The 16,603-nt window shown below is 68.8% G+C and carries 17 protein-coding genes; 3 read left to right on the forward strand and 14 right to left on the reverse strand.

The features are described from left to right. A partial coding sequence (locus ACIQ3R_RS00870) for a TonB-dependent receptor (protein ID WP_397413996.1) occupies positions 1–1,124 on the reverse strand: 1,124 nt, incomplete at its 3' end. A 149-nt stretch (positions 1,125–1,273) separates the two neighbouring features. Between ACIQ3R_RS00870 and ACIQ3R_RS00875 the strand changes: the two genes are divergently transcribed. Further along, positions 1,274–2,014, forward strand: coding sequence for a GntR family transcriptional regulator (locus tag ACIQ3R_RS00875; protein WP_397414076.1), 741 nt, complete (start codon positions 1,274–1,276; stop codon positions 2,012–2,014). Positions 2,015–2,168: 154 nt separating this feature from the next. Here ACIQ3R_RS00875 and ACIQ3R_RS00880 read toward each other — a convergent pair whose 3' ends face one another. From ACIQ3R_RS00880 to ACIQ3R_RS00890, 3 genes are all read right to left on the reverse strand, one after another. Beyond that, positions 2,169–2,714, reverse strand: a complete 546-nt coding sequence (locus ACIQ3R_RS00880; protein ID WP_397413998.1) for an AMP-binding protein — start codon at positions 2,712–2,714, stop codon at positions 2,169–2,171. After that, positions 2,647–3,090, reverse strand: coding sequence for an AMP-binding protein (locus ACIQ3R_RS00885; RefSeq protein WP_397414000.1), 444 nt, complete (start codon positions 3,088–3,090; stop codon positions 2,647–2,649). Before ACIQ3R_RS00885 ends, ACIQ3R_RS00880 begins: the two co-directional genes overlap by 68 nt. Before the next feature lie 75 nt (positions 3,091–3,165). Next, entirely contained in the window at positions 3,166–3,672 is a 507-nt protein-coding gene (locus ACIQ3R_RS00890; RefSeq protein ID WP_397414002.1) for a hypothetical protein, read from the reverse strand. A gap of 337 nt (positions 3,673–4,009) precedes the next feature. Here ACIQ3R_RS00890 and ACIQ3R_RS00895 point away from each other — a divergent pair, with 337 nt between their 5' ends. Together ACIQ3R_RS00895 and ACIQ3R_RS00900 are read left to right on the forward strand one after the other, a co-directional pair. Continuing rightward, positions 4,010–4,546, forward strand: a complete 537-nt coding sequence (locus ACIQ3R_RS00895; protein WP_397414004.1) for a hypothetical protein — start codon at positions 4,010–4,012, stop codon at positions 4,544–4,546. Beyond that, positions 4,536–4,811, forward strand: coding sequence for an HGGxSTG domain-containing protein (locus tag ACIQ3R_RS00900; protein WP_397414007.1), 276 nt, complete (start codon positions 4,536–4,538; stop codon positions 4,809–4,811). The genes ACIQ3R_RS00895 and ACIQ3R_RS00900 overlap by 11 nt, the downstream gene beginning before the upstream one ends. Positions 4,812–5,015: 204 nt before the next feature. On the opposite strand, the gene ACIQ3R_RS00905 is transcribed toward ACIQ3R_RS00900, so the two are convergent. The 10 genes from ACIQ3R_RS00905 to ACIQ3R_RS00950 are packed head-to-tail and all read right to left on the reverse strand — an operon-like array spanning position 5,016 to position 16,599. Beyond that, positions 5,016–6,158: a M20 family metallopeptidase gene (locus ACIQ3R_RS00905; RefSeq protein ID WP_397414009.1), complete on the reverse strand. Its 1,143-nt coding sequence runs from the start codon at positions 6,156–6,158 to the stop codon at positions 5,016–5,018. Beyond that, entirely contained in the window at positions 6,155–7,498 is a 1,344-nt protein-coding gene (locus ACIQ3R_RS00910) for an MFS transporter (RefSeq protein WP_397414011.1), read from the reverse strand. Before ACIQ3R_RS00910 ends, ACIQ3R_RS00905 begins: the two co-directional genes overlap by 4 nt. Next, positions 7,495–8,985: a carboxypeptidase M32 gene (locus ACIQ3R_RS00915; RefSeq protein ID WP_397414014.1), complete on the reverse strand. Its 1,491-nt coding sequence runs from the start codon at positions 8,983–8,985 to the stop codon at positions 7,495–7,497. The genes ACIQ3R_RS00910 and ACIQ3R_RS00915 overlap by 4 nt, the downstream gene beginning before the upstream one ends. Positions 8,986–8,990: 5 nt before the next feature. Further along, positions 8,991–9,884 (reverse strand): alpha/beta hydrolase, encoded by an 894-nt coding sequence (locus ACIQ3R_RS00920; protein WP_397414017.1) that lies wholly within the window; start codon positions 9,882–9,884, stop codon positions 8,991–8,993. Then, positions 9,881–10,861, reverse strand: a complete 981-nt coding sequence (gene dgcA / locus ACIQ3R_RS00925; protein WP_397414019.1) for an N-acetyl-D-Glu racemase DgcA — start codon at positions 10,859–10,861, stop codon at positions 9,881–9,883. Before dgcA ends, ACIQ3R_RS00920 begins: the two co-directional genes overlap by 4 nt. Further along, on the reverse strand, positions 10,858–11,889 hold the full coding sequence (locus ACIQ3R_RS00930) for a DUF1611 domain-containing protein (protein WP_397414021.1): 1,032 nt from the start codon (positions 11,887–11,889) through the stop codon (positions 10,858–10,860). Before ACIQ3R_RS00930 ends, dgcA begins: the two co-directional genes overlap by 4 nt. Continuing rightward, the gene (locus tag ACIQ3R_RS00935) at positions 11,886–13,172 is read right to left on the reverse strand and encodes a serine hydrolase domain-containing protein (protein WP_397414024.1); all 1,287 of its coding nucleotides are present in this window, start codon (positions 13,170–13,172) and stop codon (positions 11,886–11,888) included. The genes ACIQ3R_RS00930 and ACIQ3R_RS00935 overlap by 4 nt, the downstream gene beginning before the upstream one ends. Further along, positions 13,165–13,629, reverse strand: coding sequence for a hypothetical protein (locus tag ACIQ3R_RS00940; protein ID WP_397414026.1), 465 nt, complete (start codon positions 13,627–13,629; stop codon positions 13,165–13,167). Before ACIQ3R_RS00940 ends, ACIQ3R_RS00935 begins: the two co-directional genes overlap by 8 nt. Beyond that, positions 13,622–16,336 (reverse strand): 2Fe-2S iron-sulfur cluster-binding protein, encoded by a 2,715-nt coding sequence (locus tag ACIQ3R_RS00945; protein WP_397414028.1) that lies wholly within the window; start codon positions 16,334–16,336, stop codon positions 13,622–13,624. The genes ACIQ3R_RS00940 and ACIQ3R_RS00945 overlap by 8 nt, the downstream gene beginning before the upstream one ends. Further along, positions 16,324–16,599 carry a sarcosine oxidase subunit delta gene (locus ACIQ3R_RS00950; RefSeq protein ID WP_397414030.1) on the reverse strand — a complete coding sequence of 92 codons (276 nt, stop codon included), beginning with the start codon at positions 16,597–16,599 and terminating at the stop codon, positions 16,324–16,326. Before ACIQ3R_RS00950 ends, ACIQ3R_RS00945 begins: the two co-directional genes overlap by 13 nt. Between the last annotated feature and the right edge of the window lie 4 nt (positions 16,600–16,603).

The raw sequence follows: 16,603 nt of genomic DNA on the forward strand, positions 1-16,603 counted from the left end.
CCGGCCACGTGGATGTCCTGGTATAAGCTCTTGGTGAAGTCGACAGTAACGCTCTCGCCGTTCGGATCGGTGGTCGCCGCTGAACCCGGATTTAGCGCCCGGATGCGCGCCAGTTCTGCGGGCGTCACCCCGTCGCTGTCGAAGCTGAACAGCGTGCGGCGCTCGCGATAGTTGGTCACCGAATTTAATGTGGCGTCGTCGCTGAGTTTGTAACTCCAGCCGGCCTGGGCGTTGTTCACCTGCTGCTTGGCGGTCTGCGGACCGTTGTGCGGATAACTGTAGCGGTCCTGGATGTAGCCGCCCGGGAACGCGGCGGAGGTGCCGTTCGGGATCAGCACCTGGAACGTAACTGCCTGAAGGTTACCCTGGTAGTGTTCCGCCAGCAGGGTGCCGTCGAACCGATCGTTGCGGTAGCGCAGCTGGGCCCTTAGCGCGCTGGTCTCCTGCTCGTCATAGTGACGGTTCTGAGCAGGGTTGAAGAAGTCGCCCTTGGGCTGATCGACCACGCTGCCGCTCAGGCGGACGGCCCAGTTGTCATTGAGGTTGTAGTTCAGGATCAGGTCGCCCTGCTTGTACTCATGGGTGCCGTACTGCGCGAAAATGTTCCCCGAGCGCTCAAACTGCGGCTTGCGGGTCAGAATATTGATCGCCCCGCCCACGGCGTTGCGGCCGAACAGTGCGCCCTGGGTGCCGCGCAGCACCTCGGCGCGTTCCACGTCGAACAGGTCCAGCCGCGAGAACGAGCGGCCGCCCACCGTGCCGCCACCTACATAGGCGCCGTTGCGATAGAGACCGACGGCGGCCTCGGCGTTCGTGCCCCGGCTGGTTCCGGAGCCACGGATCGTCACCTCGGAGTTGGTCGGCGATGTGGTGTCGAGGAAGTGGACCGCCGGGGCGTTGGCCAGCAGATCCTGCATCGTGCGGACGCCGCCCTGGTCCTGGATGGCCGCAGCGTCCAGCACCGTGGCCGCGATCGGAACGTCCTTGAGCTTCTCTTCGGTCTTTCGGGCGGAGACGATCACCTCCTCGACTTCGGTCTCCGCCGAGGTCTGTGCGATGGCGGCGGACGCCGCAGTCAACGCGATCGTCAGGATCGAGGCCCCGTGAAGCCAGCGGTTGCGCATGATTTTCTTCCCCATGAGTTCCACCGCGCGCTTGGAGGCGCTCGGCGCTTATTGTCGACAATCCGCCATGGCATTCCTGATTTTACAATATGCCTTGAACCAAAGTCGTTGGAATTTGGTGGGATGTGGCTTTAGAGAAACGGGTGAAGATGACAGCCGCCCATGACCCCGTGCCGCTTCAGGATGCGCCGGTGGCCGAACGCATTGCGCTGCGGCTGATCCGCGACATCATGCGCGGCGTTTACCGGCCCGGCGAACGCATCCGGGAGCAGGAAGTCGCCGACCGGCTCGGGGTCAGCCGTGGCCCGGTGCGCGAAGCGCTGCGGATGGTCGAGCAGGATGGTCTGGTTGAGAATACCGCCTGGAAGGGCGCGCGGGTGGTCCTGCTCGCACTCAACGATGTGGAGGACCTGTTCCTGCTGACCGCCGCCCTGATGGCGGTGGTGGCCCGGCTGGTTGTGCGACGGGCGACGGACGACGAACTGGCCGAATTCGCGCGGCGGGTGGAGGCTCACGCGCCGACATCCGACCCCAGCCGCCCGATTCAGGAGCAGCTCTACGCCGCCTTCGCACTGGGCGCCTATCTGTTCCAGATCGCACGCAGCCCCCAACTGAACGAAACCGTGGCCCGGGTTGTGCGCCTCGTCTACTGGCAGCACCGGGTGCTGAACGGCATCGAAGCCGAGTGGCGGCTTGAGGCGGTGGAGACTTGGCGGCGGCTGGCCGCAGTTCTGTTCCAGCGTGACGCAGCGCGGGCGGAGCGGGCGATCAACGCGGTGGATCGGCATTCCCGCCAAAGTGTGCTGCAGATTCACCGCCAGCTCGGCGGATCGGTCTATCGCCTGTTCGGCCCTCAGAACGAGACGCGCTTGGTACCAGGCTCCGAGTAGGCCTAACCTCCGAAGTATCATGCGGATGCCTCTGCCCGATCCCGCGCTCCTCGCTCGCAAGGCTGAGATCGTGCGGGCGCTTCAGCGCATTGTGCCGGGCGAGGGCGTCGTCTCCGAACCGGCCGAACTGGTCCCGTTCGAGAGTGATGCGCTGTCAGCCTACCGACAGGCGCCGCTGACGGTGGTGTTGCCGGAAACCACGGCCCAGGTCTCGGCGGTGTTGGCCTGGTGCCAGACCAACGGCGTGAAAATGGCGCCCCCGGTGCGCCGAGTAGTGCAGGATGGAGTTGGCCCCGAGGATGTGGCTCCAGGGGGCGGAATGGACCAGCACCGGAGGTTCCGGGTCCTCGAAGCAGGCGGCGATCTGAGCCGAGTTCAGGCACATGGTCCGGTGGGTGTTGATCACCGCCTTGGGCAGGCCCGTGGAGCCGGAGGTCAGCAGGTACTTGGCGTGCTGTTCGGGTGTGGCGACCGGCGCCGCGGCGGTTCCGCGCTTCAGATCATCCAGGGTGAGGTCGCCGGGCCGAGCGTTCCGGTCCGCGATCACGGGCAGGCCAGCCAGCGCCCCTGAGCCCAGGCCTTCGGCGAAGAGGGCCGCGTCCTCGGTGTAGACGGCGGCCGGCTTCAGCACTTCACAGGCATGGACGAGGCGTTCGAGATTGGCGCCGGGGAGGCCGTATTGCGGGGACACAGGCGCCACCGGCATGCCCCTGGCCCATGGTGGCGTAGGCGATCAGCGCGTGATCGATCCCGTTTCGGGCCAGGATCAGCAACGGGCGGTCGTCGACCACGCCTAGCCCGCGCAAGCCGCCGGCCAGGGCGGCGATCTGCTGCGAGGCCTCGGCGAATGTGACGGTTCGCCAGCCTTCACCAGAGCGCTCCGCCAGCCAGACCCGGTCGCGCGCGACGGCGGCCCAGTGGCCGAGGGCGGCGGTTGCGGTCTCGAAGTCGCGCGAGGAGGGAGCCGGCTTGGTCAGCAGCACCGACCCGTCGTTGCGCTCCGCCACCTCCAACCGGCGCGGCGCATAGCGCGGATCGCGAAACGGTGCAGTGGCCAAGGAAGGATCGGCGTCCATGTCAGCGAGCGTTAAGGACCGCCGTGAGGGCAGGGAAGCCCCTAAGGGAGCCCATCGGCGAAGCCGCGCCAGGCGTCAGGTGGCAAGGATATCCGCCAGCGCGGCGGCAGTGGCGCGCGCGACGGGTTCCAGGATACTGGGTCCAGTTATGCGCTCGGGCGTGTCTGAGCGCATGTGGTGGAAGGCGGAGCCGCCAGCGAAGCCCCAGACCTTATAGCCGCTTCGCGCCATAAGGATCATTTCGCCGCCAGGCTCGTCGCCGACTAGCACCCGCAGTCCCAGTGGAGCGAAGTGGGGCGTAATCAGTTGGGCGAGCTGCGGGGCGTTGGTCATCAGCCGCCGCGCGCGGTTGGCTTCGGGGCGACGGGCAGCGCCCCCCGGCCCGAAGTCGTAAGCATAGGTGGCGATTCCGGCTCCGAGATGCAGCCAGGTCTTCACCCGACCTGGCGGCGGCGCATCGACGCCCACGAAGTGGCGGATGCCGATGGACTCCATCTCGTGGCCCGAGGAGGCGACAAACACCCACCGTCGATCGAGTGGATTGGTCGCTGCCCAGCGCGCGAGCGCCAGCCAGATCGCCACGCCGGGTCCGCGTTCGCCAGCTATTGGGACGGCCCATAGACGATGTCACTGGCCCATAGGTCTTGTCATTGGCCATCCCGAATCACCTACCGGCTGTCAATGCGCGGCGCCCGGGGTGGGGAGGGGCGGCGGCCAGATCTGTAACTCGACCCTATGCACAGTAAAGTTTGAGCCCGAGTGCGCCACCTCGCGGAGTGGTAGGATCGGCGCAGGTGTTAGCTGAGCCTGAGGCTTGCCGATGACGGATCACGATCCCAATGGCCGGGATGGTAAGGTTCAGGCTGTGGCCCTTGACCCAGCCGTTCTTCCGGAGGCGACCGGAACCCAAGATCGAAACTTGGGCATTGTGCTGATCAAGCAGGCCGTCGAAGCCCTCTGGACTCCCGCTCGCATGAGCAACGCTGACCTTCAGGAAGCGGTGAACGCGGCCGTCGCCGCGCTTAAGGGGTTGGCCCCGAACGACGCCCTTGAAGGAATGCTGGCGACGCAGATGGTCGCGACCCACAACGCGGCCATGGAATGCCTGCGGCGCTCGCAGCTGGACGGCCAATCGTTCGAGGGCCGCGATCAGAACCTGAAACACGCCGTAAAGCTGCTTGCGACCTATGCACGCCAGGTGGAGGCGCTCGACAGGCATCGTGGCCGCGGTCAGCAGAAGATCACTGTGGAGCACGTCACCGTCAACGCGGGCGGCCAGGCGATCGTCGGCAACATCGGCGCGGGTGCGAGGTCCCCCCCGACTAGGGAAGCTCCCAGGCAACCGCTCGCGCTGGCGGACGAAACTATGTCCAAACCGCCGATGTTGGACGCGGCGCAGTTCGTTCGGGCCGAACGGCTGAAGAAGCCCATTCCGATCCGCCGTGGTGGCCGGTAGCCATCAGCGTAACACAGCGGGACTGCGCGAGAGTCCGCGGTGCGGGGCCAAGACGCGCAAGGGTTCGCCTTGCCGGTCTCCAGCCGTAACCGGGAAGAAGCGTTGCCGGATGCATGGTGGCGCTGCAGGCTCCGGCGCGCCGAAGGGGAACCAGAATGCGCTCAAGCACGGCATGTTCACGAAGGAGATGAAGGCCGAGCGGGCGCACGTCCGTGAACTGATTGCGGAGTCGAAGGAGTTGCTCCGGAGGATCGAGAAACACTAGTTGGCGAAACTCGCTGCTAGCTCATCGGCCCGACGGGTGGGGGCAGTCGAGGGGCGATGCGTCTCCTATCTCGCAGAGGGGGAGCCAAGAGCGCAGGGGCTGTGCGGACGCTCCGCATGCGCTCAGGTCTAAGTTCTACCTCGGCTTTCCGGCCAAACAGTGCGCGCTCGCGCCGCGACGTTGGTTCTCGCGGGCCGCCGCGCCTCACCCCGCGCCCAAGGTCTCCATCAAGCGCATGAGGAGGCGGGTGCGGGGCAGGATGCTGGAGATGTACAGGCGCTCTTCCAGGGTGTGTCCGCCATCGCCGTCGACGCCCAGCCCGTCCAGCGTCGGGGCGTAGGCGGCGGTGTAGTTGCCGTCGCTGCCGCCGCCGGTCTTGAGGTCTTCCAGCACGAAGCCGATCTCAGCCGCCAGCGCCTTGGCGTGTTCGAAGAGCGCGGCGATACCGGGGGTCTTCTCATAGCCGGGCCGGTTGATCCCGCCTTCGACCACCAGGCGCACGTCTCGGGTCATCGGGGTCATCGCGCGGATTCGGCGAACGATCTCCTCGCCGATTTCCGGGTTGGGAAAGCGAACGTCCACCTCGACCTCGGCGTGGTCCGGCACCACGTTCGAGCGGTTGCCGCCCTTGATGGTTCCGACGCTGACGGTCAGATCCCGCGCGTAGTCGGTCATGGCTTCGAGCGCCAAGATCTGGTGGGCCATCTCATGGATGGCGTTGCGGCCCAGATGGTGCTCGACGCCGGCATGGGCGGCCTGTCCGTGCGCGGTCACGGTGAAGTTGGCGCACCCCTTGCGGGCGGTGACGATCTTGCCGCCGGAGCGCGCCGGCTCGGTCACCAGCACGTAGCGCGCGCGCCGGGCCTCGGCTTCGATGTGGGCGCGCGAGGTGTCGCTGCCCAGCTCCTCGTCGCTGACGATGAGGTGGCGGATCGGCAGATGCGTCTTGCGGCCTTCGCGCGCCAATTGGCGAAGCGCGGCGAGGGCCAGGTAGGTTCCACCCTTCATGTCCTCGGCGCCGGGCCCGTAGGCGCGGTCGCCTTCGATCCGGAAGGGCAGAGGCCCGGCCAGGGTGCCCAGCGGATGGACGGTGTCCATGTGGCTGAGGATCAGTATGCCCGGCCCCGACGCGGCCGCGTCAGGACAGAGCCGCGCCTCGATGACCAGCAGATGATCGCCGCGACCGTCGCGCCCGGCGATGCGGGCGACCTCGGCGCCGATGGCCCGATAGTCAGTCTCGATGCGGCGCGCCATCCGCGCCATCGCGGCCGGATCGTCGCTGGGGCTCTCGATCTCGATCCACTGGCGGATGCCCTCCAGGATCTCTTCGGTGGAGAGTTCGCTCAAGGCGCACCGTCCTCGGCTCGGGCGGCCTGCAATGTCGCCGGATATCCGCGCGCGGCGATGAGCAGGCTGATCGTCGAGACGAGCAGGGCGAGCGCGCCCGTCGACACGGTCGCGCGCATGAGGCCGCCGCTCGCCGGGCCCAGCACATCGGACACCAGGCCTGCCGCGGGCTGGCCGAGGCCCGACATGATCATGTTCACCAGGATGACGATCGAAATCAGCCGGGTGCGCAGGGGCTGCGGCGTCAACTCCTGGAGGGCGGTTGGAAAGGCCATCGCCCCGATGCTGAACAGCATGAAGACGGCGCCGATGAGCCAGAACAGCGGTTGGACCGCCTTGATCCACAGGAACGCCGGGACGACGAATGTGCAGAGACCGATGGCGACGGCGAGCAGGACGATCGGATGGCGCGCGCCAAAGCGGCGCGACAGAAGCGGCCCGCCCCCCACGGTGATGGCGAGCGCCAGGGCCATGGCGACCAGCGTGGCCATGCCCATGCCGTTGGCCACGTCGGTCGGGCTGGCGCCCATCTCGCGCATGGCCACGACGGGCAAAAACGACATCAGGGCGGACATGGCGAAGACCAGGAGGCCGACCCCCAGCGCGAAGGGGGCGAGCGTCGCAAGGTTGCGGCTCAGGAAGGGCCAGACCGGCGGCGCGGGCCCGGCAGGTTCGGCGCCGGGGCGCTGAACGGGTTTCAGCTTCAGCGCAAAGGCTACGGCCGCGAAGATCGGCGCTGGTAGCGCCAGGACGACCAGGGCGATCCGCCAGGGCTCCAGCGACTGCAGGCTCGTGGGAAGCCACGGCTGAACGTGGGCGGCCTGGGCGGCGATCACGCCGCAAAGGGCGTAGACCAGCCCGGAACCGAAGCGGCCCAGGGCGATCACCAGGGCGTTGGCCAGTACGCGCGCGCGACCTTCGAAGAGCTCGGGGATCAGGGTGTAGGTGATCGGCAGCAAGGCGGCCTCGGCCACGCCGATCAGGGCGCTGGCCGCGAACAGCTGCTGGAAGTCTCGCGCCAAGGCGCAGCCAACCGCGGCGAGACCCCAAAGAAACAGGGAGCCGGCGATGATCCAGCGCCGGTCGCTGCGATCCGCGAGCCAGGCGATCGGATAGCTGAGGAGGGCGGCGAAGAGCGCCCAGCTCAGCCCCTGGACCAGCCCGATCTGGAAGTCGCTCAGGCCGAGGTCGCTCCGCATCGGTTCGGTGAGCAGCGTCAGCAGCGGCCGATCCATGTAGGTGTAGAGACCGATCAGCAGCAGAGCGCCGAGCGCGACCCAAGCCCCAAGGCTCGCGGCTGCGCGCCGCGCCGCTGCGGCCGGTTCCGTGTCTACGGTCATGGCGCGACCTCAAGGTAGCGGCTTTCGAAGTGGGCCTTCAGGGCGTCGGCGCTCAGCGGGCGGCCGGTGGCGCGTCGAACGATCTCATCGGTTGTGAGCCGCGATCCGTGCCGCCAGACGTTGTCGCCGAGCCACGTTTTCAGCCCGCCAAACGCCCCGCGCGCCGCCTGCTCTGGGAAGTCCGGGTGCGCCTGGCGGAACGCCGCGCCGAGCTGGGCGGCGATCATCGCGCCCTGAAGGTACGACGGGAAGTAGCCGAACATGCCTTGAGACCAATGGATGTCCTGGAGCGCGCCGCGCGTGTCGTCGCCCCGCACGTCGATGTCGAGAAGCGCCTGCATCCGGTCGGCCCACCAGGCCGGGATGTCGGCGACGGGGAGCTCGCCGGACAGGATCATCGGCTCGATCTCAGTGCGCAGGAGGATGTGCGCGGGATAGGTCACTTCATCGGCTTCGACCCGTATCGCGCCGGGCCGGACGCGGGTCATCAGGCGGAAGAGGTTGTCGGGGTCGAAAGCGGGCTGATCGCCAAACTCGGCGCGAAGGATCGGCGCGATCTGGGCGGCGAACGCGCGGCTGGGCGCGACCTGACGCTCGAACGTCAGGGACTGGGACTCGTGGATAGCGGCGGAGGCGGGCTCACCCAGCGGCTGACCCCGCCAGGCCGGCGGCAGGTTCGATTGATAGAGCGCGTGCCCGGTCTCGTGAACGATGCCGACGAGTGACTGGAAGCACTCGCTCTCGCGATAGCGCGTGGTGATCCGCACGTCGCCCGGGATGCCGATCATGAAGGGGTGGGCGCTGACATCCAGCCGGCCGGCGTCGAAGTCGAAGCCGAGCAGCGACATGATCGCCACACCGACCCGGCGCTGCCCCTCGACCGGGAACGGGCCTTGCGTCTGCAACACCGTCTCGCGCGCCTGGCGGGCGACCACGGTGCGGATCAGGTCGGGCAACCAAGCCCGAACCGGGTCGAACAGCGCCTGCACGGCGGCCAACGTGAGGCCGCGGTCATGCTCGTCCAGCAGGGCGTCGTAGGGCGCAAGTTCCATCGCCTCGCCAAGCCGATCGGCGCGCTCGCGCAGGCAGTCGACCAGGGGCGCGAACGCTTCGGCGAAGCTTGGCCAGTCATTCTCGGCCTTGGCCTTGCCCCAGGCCTGGCTGGCCGCGCCGACCAGCTCGGAGCGGCGGCGGACGAGCGCTTCGGGCAGGGCGCGCGCCACCTTCTGTTCGCGCACCATCAGGCCAAGATTCGCCTCATCGTCCGCCTCCAGGCGTTCATCGCCCGCCGCGCTCAACAGGTCACCGATCGCGGGGTCGGTCTGGAGACCTTGAATGAGGACTTCCAGCTCGCCCTGCGCGGCCGCGCGAACCTCGGACCCGCGGGACGGCATGTTGACCATGCGATCCCAGGTGGCGATCCCCTGGAGGTGCTCGAGGTTGTAGATCGTAGCGCGGCGGCGCTTGAGTTCGGCGTAGGCGGACATCGGCGTCACTCCGGACGGTAGAGGCCAAAATAGACGCCGCCGGCGATCCCGGCCGGAACGACAGAGCGATGGTCCTCATCGCGGTGAACCGTGAAGCGCATGTCGAAGTTCGCGCCTTTCACAGGCTCAAGCCGGGCGGCGATCTCGGTCGGCAGGTCAACCATCTTGCAGTCATCCATCATCTCCTGCCAATCGGTCTCGCTGATCGGCAGGCCGGCCTTCGGATAGGCCGGTCGCGGCGGGGTGATCTGTTCGAACTCGCCGGTGGAGAGGAACAGCCGCGCCTTGGCCTCGCCCGCGCGGACGCGCGCTGCGAACCCATCGATCAGGCCCATGACCCACTGGTTTGCAAACCAGGCCGAAGCACTGATCGCGGCATAGGTCTGGAAGCGGCTGGTGTGCAGGAACATCGTCGTCAGCGTGGTCAGCCCCCCAAGCGAATGGCCCATCAGCATCTGGTCGTTGGGATCGAGCGGGGCGTGCTTCGCAGCCAGCGGCTTGGCCTCGTCCTCGATCATCTGGAGGTAAGCCTCCATACCGCCGAAGTGATCGGCGGCCATGCCGGCGCCGCGCATCCAGCCGTTGTCGATGATGTCCTGGCTGATCGGCGGGGTCAGGTCGATGTTGCGCACGGCCAGGGCGGTCTGGACGCTGTCGGTCGGATAGCCGACGCCGACGACCACCGCGTCGCGGGTCTCGGGCCAGCGGGCCTGAATGCGCAGGGTGTCGACGAGAATGCCGAAGTGCAGGTTCGCATCGATCAGATAGATCACCGGCCAGCCGCCGGCGGGCGCCTCTCCGGCTGGGACCGAGATGAACAGGCGATAGTCCTTCCCGTTCGTCTTGGAGGTGAAGTCGACACGGTGGGCGTTGACAGCCATTTCGCTTGATAGGGTCATCCCCAGAGCTCCTTGGAAGGGGGTTGCATTACTCCGCCATCGATGACGAGGCGCGTGTCCCGGTCCCGCGCCAGCAGCAACGGGCCGTCGAGATCAATCCAGCGGCACCGCATGGCCACCGGCCAGGCTGCGGCCATGCCCAGCGAGGTGCCGCACATGCAACCGACCATCAGATCAAGGCCCATGGCCTGCGCCTGGTGGGCCATCGCCAGGGCCTCGGTGAGGCCGCCGGTCTTGTCGAGCTTGATGTTGATCGCCTGGTAGAGGCCGTCGAGCGCGGCCAACGAAGCCCGATCCGCGGCCGACTCGTCCGCGGCGATAGGCAGCGGCGAACGAAGCCCTCTCAGGGTTTCGTCCTGGCCGATTGGCACGGGCTGTTCAACCAGTTCGACGCCCAGTTGCTGCAGTTCGGGTAGCAGCGTCTCGAGCAGCGCGCGCGACCAGGCCTGGTTCGCGTCGACGATGAGACGCGAGCTGGGCGCCAGAGACCGCACCAGCCGCACGACCTCCAGATGGCGTTCCGCGTCGAGCTTGATCTTGACGAGCGGCAGGCCGGCGGCCCGCCGGGCGCGCGCGGCGATCTGGTCGAGCCCGCCAAGTCCGATGGTGGCGGCGGTCATCAGCGGCTTCGGCGCGCCGCTGCCCGTAAGGTCCCAGACGCGGCGGCCCGCGCGCTTGGCTTCCAGGTCCCAGAGCGCGCAGTCGAGGGCGTTGCGCGCGCCCCCCGGGCCGAGCATTCCGGCCAGGGCCTCCCGGTCGAAATCAGCCGTGATCCGCGGCGCGAAAGCGCGGAGTTCCTCCAAGACCTGCTGCGGCGTTTCGCCGTGATCGCTGACGCCAATGGCTTCGGCGCGGCCGCGGTAGCCGGCCGCATCGGTCAGGGTGACGAAGACCATGTCGACCGTTTGCAGCACCTCTTGCGAGGTCTCGAACGGCTCGAGCAGGGGCCAGCTCTCGAAGTCCGCCGTGAGCTTCATGTGCGCCAGTCCGAGAGCGTGTCGACGATACTGGCGGCGCCAAACCGCAAGGCGTCGATCGCCGGCGCGCCAAGATCCGTCGCCAGACGGTCTAGGGCCGCCCGGGCATCGGCCTCAGAGAGGTGAGACGTATTGACCGCAACACCGGCCAGGCGGACCCCCGGATTGGTCAGGCGCGCCGCCGCGAGGTTCGCAGCGATGCCAGCCGCCGGTTCCGGCAGCGGGTAGCCAGGCCAGCCGTCGATCTCGCGGCGCGTCAGGCTGTGGCAATAGACGATCGCGTCGGGTTGCGAGCCGTGGATCAGGCCAAGCGTGACGCCCGCGTAGGCCGGGTGAGAGAGCGCGCCCTGGCCCTCGATGATGTCCCAGTGATCGGGCGCGGCGTCCGGGGAAAGCACCTCGGCGGCGCCGGCGACGAAGTCGGCGATCACACAGTCCAGGGGCATGCCGCCACCGGCGATCATGATCCCCGTCTGGCCCGTGGCGCGAAAATCGTGTGGCCAGCCCTGGCGGGCCATCTCCCGCGCGATGGCGAGGGCCGCGTACTTCTTGCCGAGCGCCGAGTCCGCGCCGCAGGTGAGAAGCCGCCGGCCGCTGCGCCGGCGTCCGGTGGCGACCGGAAGGTTCGGCGGCGGCGTCCGGATGTCGTGCAGCCTCACCCCCGCAAGCGCCGCCGCGCTAGCCAGTTCGGCGCTGTCCGACAGCCGGGTGTGCAGGCCGCTGATCACGTCGAGCCCGCAGGCGGCGGCGGCGGCCAGGGCGCGCACCCAGTGATCCGGAAGCCGCCCGCCGGCCGGCGCCGCGCCAACGATCACCGAGCCGGCGCCGCGTGCGGCGGCCTCGGTCGGGGTCAGTTCCGGCAGGCCGAGATCGACGGCGGCGGGATCGGTGCGCCATTGTCCGATGACATCGTCGCGCGCCCAGTCCCGAAGGCCGCAGGCGGTCTTTGCGGTCACGAGGTCGTCCACGTCGCCCAGGAACAAGAGGTAGGGCTTGCGCAGGACGAGCGGGGTCGGCGCGCCAGTCACAGCGGCCAGGCCCAGTAGATTCGCCCCACCGCATTGGTTCCGATCAGGATGTGCTCGATGCGGTCGGCGTAGGTGATGCGATAGCGGCGCAGCCGCCCGCCGGGCGCCGGCGCATCCTCGACCAGTTCGAACGCCGTCGGTTCCACGCCGCTCCAAAGGTTGAGCACGCCGCGCACCGAGCCGCCCCGGTCGATGGCGATCTGCATCTCATGGGCGAAGGCGTCGCGGTCCACCTCGCCTTCGGGACGGATCAACTGGCGTCTGGCGTTGGCGGTAAGCTGTGGCTCTGTGTTCTTCAGGGCGGCCAGCGACAGGGGCGTGGCGCCCGGCGCGAACGCCTCCAGCGCGACCTGCGCCAACCCGCGCACGGCCCGGGTCGTCCCCGGCGCGAGGTTGCAGAGCGCCAAGGCGCCGGCGCGTGTCGTCAGGTTCAGGAACGCCATGGCCGTCCAGCCGTCGTAGTGGCCGGCGTGGTGGGCGATCACGCCGTCGGACAGCGGTTCGACAAACCAGCCGCAGGCATAAGGCGCTTCAAGTCCGCTGGTGAGGCCGGCGGGCTGGAACAATGGATCGTCTGCCGGCCGGCGCAGGAGGGCCTGAAGCCACTGCAGCGCGCCCTGGGGCGTGAAGGCGATGTCGCCGTCGCCGGTGACTTCGCGCGCCACGCTGTCGAGGTCGCGCGCGTCCGAGGGCAGCGCGTCTGCGTTCGCCTCGCGCACCCAGGCGGGGCTGGCCACGCGCGCGTCGGGCGCGCCTTCCCGCGCCATCAGCTCCTCGACCACGGCGGCGTACGGCCGCCCGGCCACCTCGGCGATCAGAAAGCCCAGCAGGATGTAGTTGGTGTTGGAATACCCCCAGGTCTCGCCAATGCCTGAGATCGTCCCCAGGCTCGCATAGCGGGTCATGAAGTCCGCGCGGCCGGTCGGGACATCCTCACCCTCGACATAGGCCAGGTACTCGGGAAGGCCGCTGGTGTGGGTGAGGAGCGTGCGGATGGGCCGGTCGCGCCAGGCCGCAGGCAAGTCGGTGAGATAGGCGCCGATGGGTTGATCGATGTCGAGCCGGCCCTGGCGTTCGAGGTCGAGGACCGCGCACGCCGTCAGGTGCTTGCCGCTCGAAGCCGCCTGGAAACGGGTCTCAGGGCCGACGCCGCGGCCGGAGCCTGGCCAGTCCTCGCCACCCCAAACCAGATCGCTGGCGTCCGGCCGCGCCAGGGCGACGCACCAGCCTGCCATGCCGGCGGCCTCAGCCCAACGTCGGGCGGCTTCTCGCGCGTCAGACATGGTGGGCCAGCCAGTCGACGAGGTAGCACGATAGCGGGGCCGCGGCGAAGATCCGCCAGCTCTGTCGATCCGTTCGATGCAGCACGACCGAGATCTCCCCAAGGCGGGTTCGGGTCACCGCGCCGACGTCGAAATGGTCCAAATCCACCGTACAGCCGGCGGCGAGCAATGCCGCAACGCCCCCGCCCTCGAGCGAGAGACCGACCAAGGCGTCGGTCGTCTCAACCGTGCGCGGATCGTCCGGCGCCGCGGCGTCGATATGCAGCCATTCGAGCGGCCCAATGTTGCACCACGGGCCATCGCTTCGGCCCGGCCCGGGCGGGGTTGCGGGCCTCGCCGCCTGCGACGACAGGCGCAGGACATGGATTCTGAGGCCGGACAGGGGGCCAATGCGCACCTCGTCGCTCTGAGGCAGGACGAGTCCCTGCAGGGGCGAGTGGGCGATCAGCTCAAGCATTGAGACGCACCCCCTCCGGATCGAAGAACACCGGCGAGACGACTTCGGCGGTCGTGAGCTGGCCCAGGTCGAACAGCTTCAGGGTCTCGCCCATGCGCGACCGTCCATCGCGCAACAAGGCCAGGGCGATCGGGCGGTTCAGCGTCGGGCTCACACAGGCGCTGGTGACATAGCCGTCCGAGCCGGAGGCGCTCTGCACATGCGCGCCGGGCGCGATGGGTCGCGAGCACTTCAGTCCGACAAGCTGCAAGCGCCCTTCGGCCAGGCTTGCTTCGAGGGCGAGCGAGCGGCGACCCGCAAAGTCATCCTTGCGCCGCGCCGCCGCGCGACCGAAGCCGACGTCGCCGGGCAGGGTCGTTCCATCGGTGTCGGTCCCGATGTGCAGGTAGCCCTTCTCGATCCGCAGGCGTGTCAGCGCCTCGATCCCATAGGGCGTGACGCCGGCGATGCCGCCAGCCGTGGCCATCAGCGAGGCGCCATACCGGGCGGGCACGCTGACCTCGTACGAAGCTTCGCCCGTGAAGCTGACGCGGGCGATGCGCGCCGAGACGCCCCCGATCTGACCCGTGCGGAAGGTCATGTGCGGAAAGGCGGCGGGCGAAAGGTCGATCCCCGGCTGCAGCGCCTCCAGGGCTGCGCGCGCGCCGGGCCCGCTCAGCGTGGCGGTCGCCCACTGGGCGGTCACATCCACAATGGTGCAATCGAAGTGTGGGAACTCGCACTGGAGCCAGTCGTCCAGCCAGGCGACGACGCGCTCTGCGCCGGCGCTGGTCGTGTGGACAAGAAACGCATCCTCAGCCACGCGCACACAGACGCCATCGTCCAAGACCACGCCGGTCTCGGTCAGCATCAGGCCATAGCGGATGCGCCCGACCGCCAGTCCAGAGACCGGCGACATGTAGATGAAATCCAACAGCCGCCCGGCGTCCGGCCCGCGCACCTCGATCTTGCCCAGGGGCGAGGCGTCGAAGAGGCCGACGCCGTTGCGCACCGTCAGCGCCTCGCGGTCGGCCGCCTGCTCCAAGCTCTCGCCGGCCACAGGATAGGCGTCAGGCCGCTGCCATCCGTAGTCTTCGATGAGCGCGCCTTGCGCCAGGTGCCAGTCATGGGCTGGCAGATAGCGCCTGGGGCGCAGCAGCTCGCCCGTCCGCGCGCCAGCGATCGTCCCGAACCGCACGGGCGTGAAGGGGGGTCGAAAGCGCGTGGTCCCGACCGCCTCAGGCGCGCGGTCCGTGGCGGCGCCCAGCAGGAGCAGGCCGTTGACGTTCGAGGTCTTGCCCTGGTCCGGGCCCATGCCGAGCGTGGTGTAGCGCTTGAGATGCTCGACGGAGGCGTAGTTCTCGCGGGCGGCCAGGGCGACACCCGCGGCGGTGACGTCGCTGGCCAGATCCACGAAGGCGCGGCCGGTCGGGGGCGCCGTCGCCGTGGGCGGCGGGGTCTCGATCTCACCGGCGGCGGCGCCGACGCAGCGCATCGTCGGCAGCGGCCCGGCGGGAACGAACATCTGCCGCGTGTCGCAAAACCGCAGCTGGCCGCCGGCCTGTGAGAACAGATGCGCCGTTGGCGACCAGCCCCCAGAGACGCAGAGCAGGTCGGCTTCGAACACGCCGCGGTTGCTGACCACCGCGCGGACCCGTCGCCGGCCGCGGACCGCGAGCACCGCGTCGCCCTGCGCCGCGTCCAGCACCTGTACGACCGTCACGCCCGCCCGTTGCAGGACGGCGGCCGTCTCGCGCCCGTCCGCGCCGGCCGCACAGATGACGGCGCGCCGTCCAGGCGCCACGCCATAGCGAAGCACATATTCGCGCGCCGCCGACGCCAGCATTACGCCCGGCGTGTCGTTGCCCTGGAACACCTGTGGCCGCTCGAAGGCGCCGCTGGCGATGATGATTTCGCCTGCGCGAATCTTCCACATGCGCTCGGCGAACCCGGAGGCTGGCGCGCGCTCCACTGCGGCGACCAGATTGTGATCGTAGACCCCTGTCGCGGTGGTGCTGGTCAGGATCGAGACGTTCGGCAGGCGCGCCAGGCTGGCCGCAAGATCCGCCGCGCGCCGGCTCGCCAAAGCGCCAGACGACCACAGCGCCCGCCCGCCCAGTTCGGCGGCGCTATCGATCAGTATGACCCTGTGGCCAGACTGCGCGGCCTCCACAGCCGCCGTCAGCCCCGCCAGACCGGCGCCCACCACCAGCGTCTCGCAATGCCGGTTGGCATGGGCGTAGCGATCCGGATCCGCGCCATCTCGCGCCGCGACGCCGAGACCGGCGGACCGGCGTATGGCCCATTCGAACAGGCGCCAGTCCGGCCAGATGAAGCTCTTGTAGTAGAAACCCGGCGGGATCAGGCGAGCCAGCCGGTCGAGCCCCCCCATCACGTCAAAGCCGAGGCTGGGCCAGGCGTTGAGGCTCGACACCTCCAGGCCTTCGACCAGCAGCGTGGTGGTCGCCAGCACCACCGGCTCGGCGTGGGCGCCGCGACCCACGCGCACGAAGGCGTTGGCCTCTTCATTGCCGGCCGCCATGATCCCGCGAGGCCGGTGATACTTGAAGCTGCGCGCGACCACGTCGACGCCGCTGGCCAGAAGGGCGGATGCGATCGTGTCGCCCGCAAAGCCCTGCAGGCGTTTTCCGTCGAACGAAAACGAAAGCGGGCGCGTGCGGTCGATGCGCCCGCCTTGCGCGAGGCGACAGCCGCTCACGACGGCCATCCGGGCGCGGCTTCGCCCATGCGGTACGTGGCCCGGATCTCGTGGGTCGCCGTGTCGCGCACGAGATTGAACCAGAGGCCGCAGCCAAAGCTGTGACGCCAGCGCTCGCGCACCAGCCCGCGGGGGTTGGATCGTTCGAACAGATAGCTCGCCCATTCGCCGTCAGACGCAGCGAGCTGCGGCCGCACGATATGGCTCTCGCCGCCGCAAACAAACTCGGCGCCGTCGCGGGGTCCGCAATGGGGGCAGTCGATCCTCAGCATCGCG

The sequence above is a fragment of the Phenylobacterium sp. genome, assembly GCF_044371015.1.
Classification (GTDB): Bacteria; Pseudomonadota; Alphaproteobacteria; order Caulobacterales; family Caulobacteraceae; genus Phenylobacterium.

What these genes read in the sequence shown, in the direction of transcription:
- ACIQ3R_RS00875 (WP_397414076.1), top strand. Translation starts at nt 1,274, where the DNA reads ATGACAGCCGCCCATGACCCCGTGCCGCTTCAGGATGCGCCGGTGGCC.
- ACIQ3R_RS00935 (WP_397414024.1), bottom strand. Translation starts at nt 13,172, where the DNA reads ATGTCTGACGCGCGAGAAGCCGCCCGACGTTGGGCTGAGGCCGCCGGC.
- ACIQ3R_RS00940 (WP_397414026.1), bottom strand. Translation starts at nt 13,629, where the DNA reads ATGCTTGAGCTGATCGCCCACTCGCCCCTGCAGGGACTCGTCCTGCCT.
- ACIQ3R_RS00910 (WP_397414011.1), bottom strand. Translation starts at nt 7,498, where the DNA reads ATGACCGTAGACACGGAACCGGCCGCAGCGGCGCGGCGCGCAGCCGCG.
- ACIQ3R_RS00945 (WP_397414028.1), bottom strand. Translation starts at nt 16,336, where the DNA reads ATGGCCGTCGTGAGCGGCTGTCGCCTCGCGCAAGGCGGGCGCATCGAC.
- ACIQ3R_RS00885 (WP_397414000.1), bottom strand. Translation starts at nt 3,090, where the DNA reads ATGGACGCCGATCCTTCCTTGGCCACTGCACCGTTTCGCGATCCGCGC.
- ACIQ3R_RS00920 (WP_397414017.1), bottom strand. Translation starts at nt 9,884, where the DNA reads ATGACCCTATCAAGCGAAATGGCTGTCAACGCCCACCGTGTCGACTTC.
- ACIQ3R_RS00950 (WP_397414030.1), bottom strand. Translation starts at nt 16,599, where the DNA reads ATGCTGAGGATCGACTGCCCCCATTGCGGACCCCGCGACGGCGCCGAG.
- dgcA (WP_397414019.1), bottom strand. Translation starts at nt 10,861, where the DNA reads ATGAAGCTCACGGCGGACTTCGAGAGCTGGCCCCTGCTCGAGCCGTTC.
- ACIQ3R_RS00915 (WP_397414014.1), bottom strand. Translation starts at nt 8,985, where the DNA reads ATGTCCGCCTACGCCGAACTCAAGCGCCGCCGCGCTACGATCTACAAC.